Source organism: Desulfosarcina sp. (assembly GCF_033791525.1).
In the GTDB taxonomy this organism is placed as follows: Bacteria; Desulfobacterota; Desulfobacteria; order Desulfobacterales; family Desulfosarcinaceae; genus Desulfosarcina.
Map to the genome: position 1 here is coordinate 1 of NZ_JASJGN010000056.1, position 3856 is coordinate 3856.

Consider the following 3856-nt stretch of genomic DNA (forward strand, 5'->3'; position numbering starts at 1 on the left):
CTGCTCCGCCTTGCCGAGGTGGTCGGGCAGACGTGGGTCCGATTTCTGTATGGTCACCCGGAAAGCATCACCGACGGCGTGATCGAGGCTGTTGCCGCCCACTCCAATCTGTGCCCCTATTTTGACTTGCCCGTTCAGCACGCCGCCAGCCGTGTATTGAAGAAAATGGGCCGTAACTATGATAAGCAGCAGTTGCTGGATCTGTTTCAGCGCATTCGATCAAGGGTTCCCGGAGCCGCCATCAGAACCACCCTGATCGTTGGCTTTCCCGGAGAAACAGACGCCGATTTTCAAGAACTGATGAAATTCGTGGAACAGGTCGGTTTCGACCATCTGGGGGTGTTCGCCTATTCCGATGCCGAGGATCTGCCCTCCCATTGGCTGCCCGGGCATGTATCCAAAAAGATGGCTCAGTTCCGCCACGACACGCTGATGGCCCGGCAGATGGAAATCTCGGCCAGCAACCTGGAATCCATGATTGGGGAAACCCTGCCGGTGCTGATCGAGGCCTCCACCGAACCCCATCTTTACGAGGGTCGAACCATCCTTCAAGCACCAGAAGTAGACGGGATTACGTTTGTGAAGACCCAGCCGGGCGACCCCGCGGCAACGATCGGTGAGATTACACCGGTTACGATAACGGATACGCTGGAATACGATCTGATCGGAAGGGCGCTATGACCGACCTGAAACAGAAAATCCTGGCCGCCGTGGGTGACGATCTGAAGGCTATTGAAAAGGCACTGGCAGAGAACCTGAATCCCTATTTCGATCTGGTATCTCAGGTGGCCGGGCATATTCTGTTTGCCGGAGGTAAACGATTACGGCCCCTGTTAATGGTTCAGTGCGCCCGGCTCTGTGGATATTCAGGCAATCACACGGCACGTTTCTCCGCCATTTTTGAATATCTTCACGCCGCCACCTTGCTGCATGATGATCTGATAGACGGTGCGGACATGCGGCGAGGCCGTCAGGTGGCCAACCAGTTATGGGATAATCCCACTGCGGTGCTCACTGGCGACTTCCTGTTGGCGCGCGGGCTCTCCATCGCCGCGGACACCGGCCTTTGCGAGGTGATCCAGACCATAGCCAGGATTACCGAAAACATGTCACAAGGTGAAATCCGTCAGCTGGAGAAAAAAGGGGACATTTCGCTCAGTGAGAACGACTATTTAGATGTGATTCGCTGCAAGACGGCCGTGCTTTTCGAAGGTGCCTGCCGGACGGGAGCCCTGGTTGCCGGTGCGACGACGGCCACCGTCCAGGCGTTGAACGACTACGGGTATCATCTGGGGCTTGCGTTTCAAATGGCCGATGACATGCTCGACTACACCCAGGACATCTCTTCCTTGGGCAAACATGCCGGGGCCGATTTGAGGGAGGGGAAAATGACCCTGCCGCTGATCCATGCCTTGTCCCGGGCACCCGAGACGGATCGACAATGCATGGTTGCCATTCTCGAAAACCGAAATTTTACCGAGACCGAGTTTGCAACCCTGGTGGAGATGTTGAAACGCCACGGCGGCATCGCATATACCGAAGCACAGGCGACGGCCCACATTCAAAAAGCCAAGACGGCGCTTCTGCCGTTTGAGGATAGTCCGACACGGGAAATTCTAATGGACATTGCCGACTATGCGCGGGTCCGAAAAACATAGGAAGGAAAGTGTTCGCAGGTTCAGCGTTCACCGTTCTGGGTTGGCTTTCATTCGTTGACCTTGCTCACAGGCTACCAAATTACTGATGGAACCGCGAATCGCAGTACGAGTATTTCCGGCATGTATCCGTTCACTGGATATCGTTTACTGTTAATGGTCACTTTGGCTGAGGTTTCGGCGAACCTTTGAACCCTGAACCTTTAAACCCTGAACCTTTGAACCCGCGAACGGGTACATAGGGAGAAACCCATGTCTGATCGGAACACGATTAAAAAATGGATCCAGCGTACCTGCCTGTTGGTTGTCCTGGTGCTGTCCTGCAACAGCAGCTACGGGGCGGACAAGCGTGTGGTCAAGCAATTGAACGTATTGGGATCGGCTGCGATCCACGGAAAAAACCTGGCCGATGGCAGGCAGAATTCAGTCAATGATGCCTTGGTCGCCGCCGTGGGCCAGGTGGTCATGGAGATGCTCACCGGTGAGACCGTGGTCCGGCGATTCCAGCAGATCAACGACAATATCCTGGCTAAACGGGATGTCTATATCCAGAACTACCGGGTGCTCACCGAGTCCGTATCCGGAAACACGGTCAGGACGCTGGTTCAGGTGGACATTGCTGTTGACCGGGTCAGCCGGGACTTATCCCGCCTGGGCCTGGCGCTGGCCGGTGCCGTGTATCCGAGGATCCTTTTCATGGTGGCGGAGAGAAATGTGACCGACGCCGATTTTACTTATTGGTGGGGGGATCGCCGGCTACGCAGCCGGACCATCAGCGAAGGGGCTCTTGCGGTGACACTTAAGGCGACCGGGTTCGAGATTATCGACCTGCCCGATCTGACGTCACCCCTGTCGCTTCCCGTGAATGCACCGGAGGCGGATTTGGTGGCCCTGGCAGGACGACTGGGTGCGGATGTACTGGTCTCCGGCTATGGTACTGCCGAGGCTGCACCCAATACCATGGGGGGTGACATCAAAGCCTATGAGGCTGTCCTCGAGGCACGGGCGTTTGATGTCCGGACCGGGCAGCCGATCGGTCGGACCCGCCAGAAATCTGTGGTTTCCGGTCAGGATGGGGTCGCGGGAGGGCGCGAAGCCCTGTCCGGTGCAGGGGCATTGGCGGGTGATGACCTGGCCCGGCAGATCATTGCCGTCTGGCAGCAGGAGAAGGATCGCAGTGCCGTCATTGAGGTGGCGGTGGAGGGCACCGGCGGCCATATCGCGAGTTTTGTCCGTCTGCGCACGGCCATCTCGTCGCTGTCCGGGGTCAATGACCTGAAGATGAAAGAGATGACGGCCGACCGTGCCGACATGGCTGTCACCTACCAGGGCAGTGCACGGTCCCTGGCCGATGCGCTGCTGCTGAAAACCTTCAGCGGCTTCGGAATCGACATTTTTGAGGTGACCCCCGAGGCCGTCCGCATCCGCCTGGTGAACCAGTGATCCCGAAGTCGTAAATTCCTTGACAGCCCTATGAGCAGGTGGTATCAGCTTTTCTTCATGTAGGCGCGTAGCTCAGGGGGAGAGCGCTTCCCTGACACGGAAGAGGTCGTTGGTTCAAATCCAATCGCGCCTACCACTTACGAGTGAAAAAGATCGACCATACAAGCTTTAGTATGGTCGGTCTTTTTTTGTGGGATCAACGGAGCAGGCGAAGGGAAAAAATTGGGTTCTCCCGACCAGCACCGCCGGCAGTCCAGGCCGCTGGAAAGATCGCCGCCGGCGGTTTTCTTGTCCTTGGAGCGCTTGAATACGGTGATGCCTAAAACCGAGAGCACCACCCCCATAGCATGGACGTGTTGGCCATCCTTGCGCTACTTTCCAATTCCTGACAATTCGATCTTAAAAAAATGGGTAACACACCATAAACAAAAAGATTGGTTTTATCGACAAAAAATAATCTTATCGGATAGTCGGGAATTTGAGGTGCCAGATTGGCACCTCAAGTTGTAAGCGACGGGCATCTTGTTCCCGGGTTTTTTCGTTTTGTGCATTTGCTAAAATTTTCAGGCTTTGCTATGGTCACTTTTGAATAATCCTTGAAGCGGTATCGTTCCAATAGATAGACAAATCAGATAATTAACCAAGCCCATGGTTGTTCGTCGGAATGAAGCCTATTTAGTGGACTCCGCCGTGACGAGGGATGAAGCGTAACGCCGATATCGGACTTTATACGAAGCCGTCAACATTAAAGAATGAAC

Annotated in this window: 3 protein-coding genes and 1 tRNA gene; all 4 read left to right on the forward strand. The window is 55.3% G+C overall.

Annotated features, from left to right (window positions below; translation table 11 throughout):
* Positions 1 to 681 (forward strand): radical SAM protein (locus QNK41_RS02820; protein WP_319253537.1); only part of this gene is annotated, 681 nt, incomplete at its 5' end.
* A complete protein-coding gene (locus QNK41_RS02825; protein WP_319253539.1) occupies positions 678 to 1658 on the forward strand; it encodes a polyprenyl synthetase family protein in 981 nt (326 codons plus the stop codon). The genes QNK41_RS02820 and QNK41_RS02825, both read left to right, overlap by 4 nt.
* 249 nt (positions 1659 to 1907) lie before the next feature.
* Positions 1908 to 3098, forward strand: coding sequence for a hypothetical protein (locus tag QNK41_RS02830; protein ID WP_319253541.1), 1191 nt, complete (start codon positions 1908 to 1910; stop codon positions 3096 to 3098).
* 61 nt (positions 3099 to 3159) lie between these two features.
* A tRNA-Val gene (locus QNK41_RS02835) sits at positions 3160 to 3234 on the forward strand.
* Positions 3235 to 3856 lie beyond the last annotated feature (622 nt).

Bases quoted from the DNA above. Each gene is read 5' to 3' on its own strand.
- QNK41_RS02825 (WP_319253539.1), top strand. From the start codon at position 678: ATGACCGACCTGAAACAGAAAATCCTGGCCGCCGTGGGTGACGATCTG.
- QNK41_RS02830 (WP_319253541.1), top strand. From the start codon at position 1,908: ATGTCTGATCGGAACACGATTAAAAAATGGATCCAGCGTACCTGCCTG.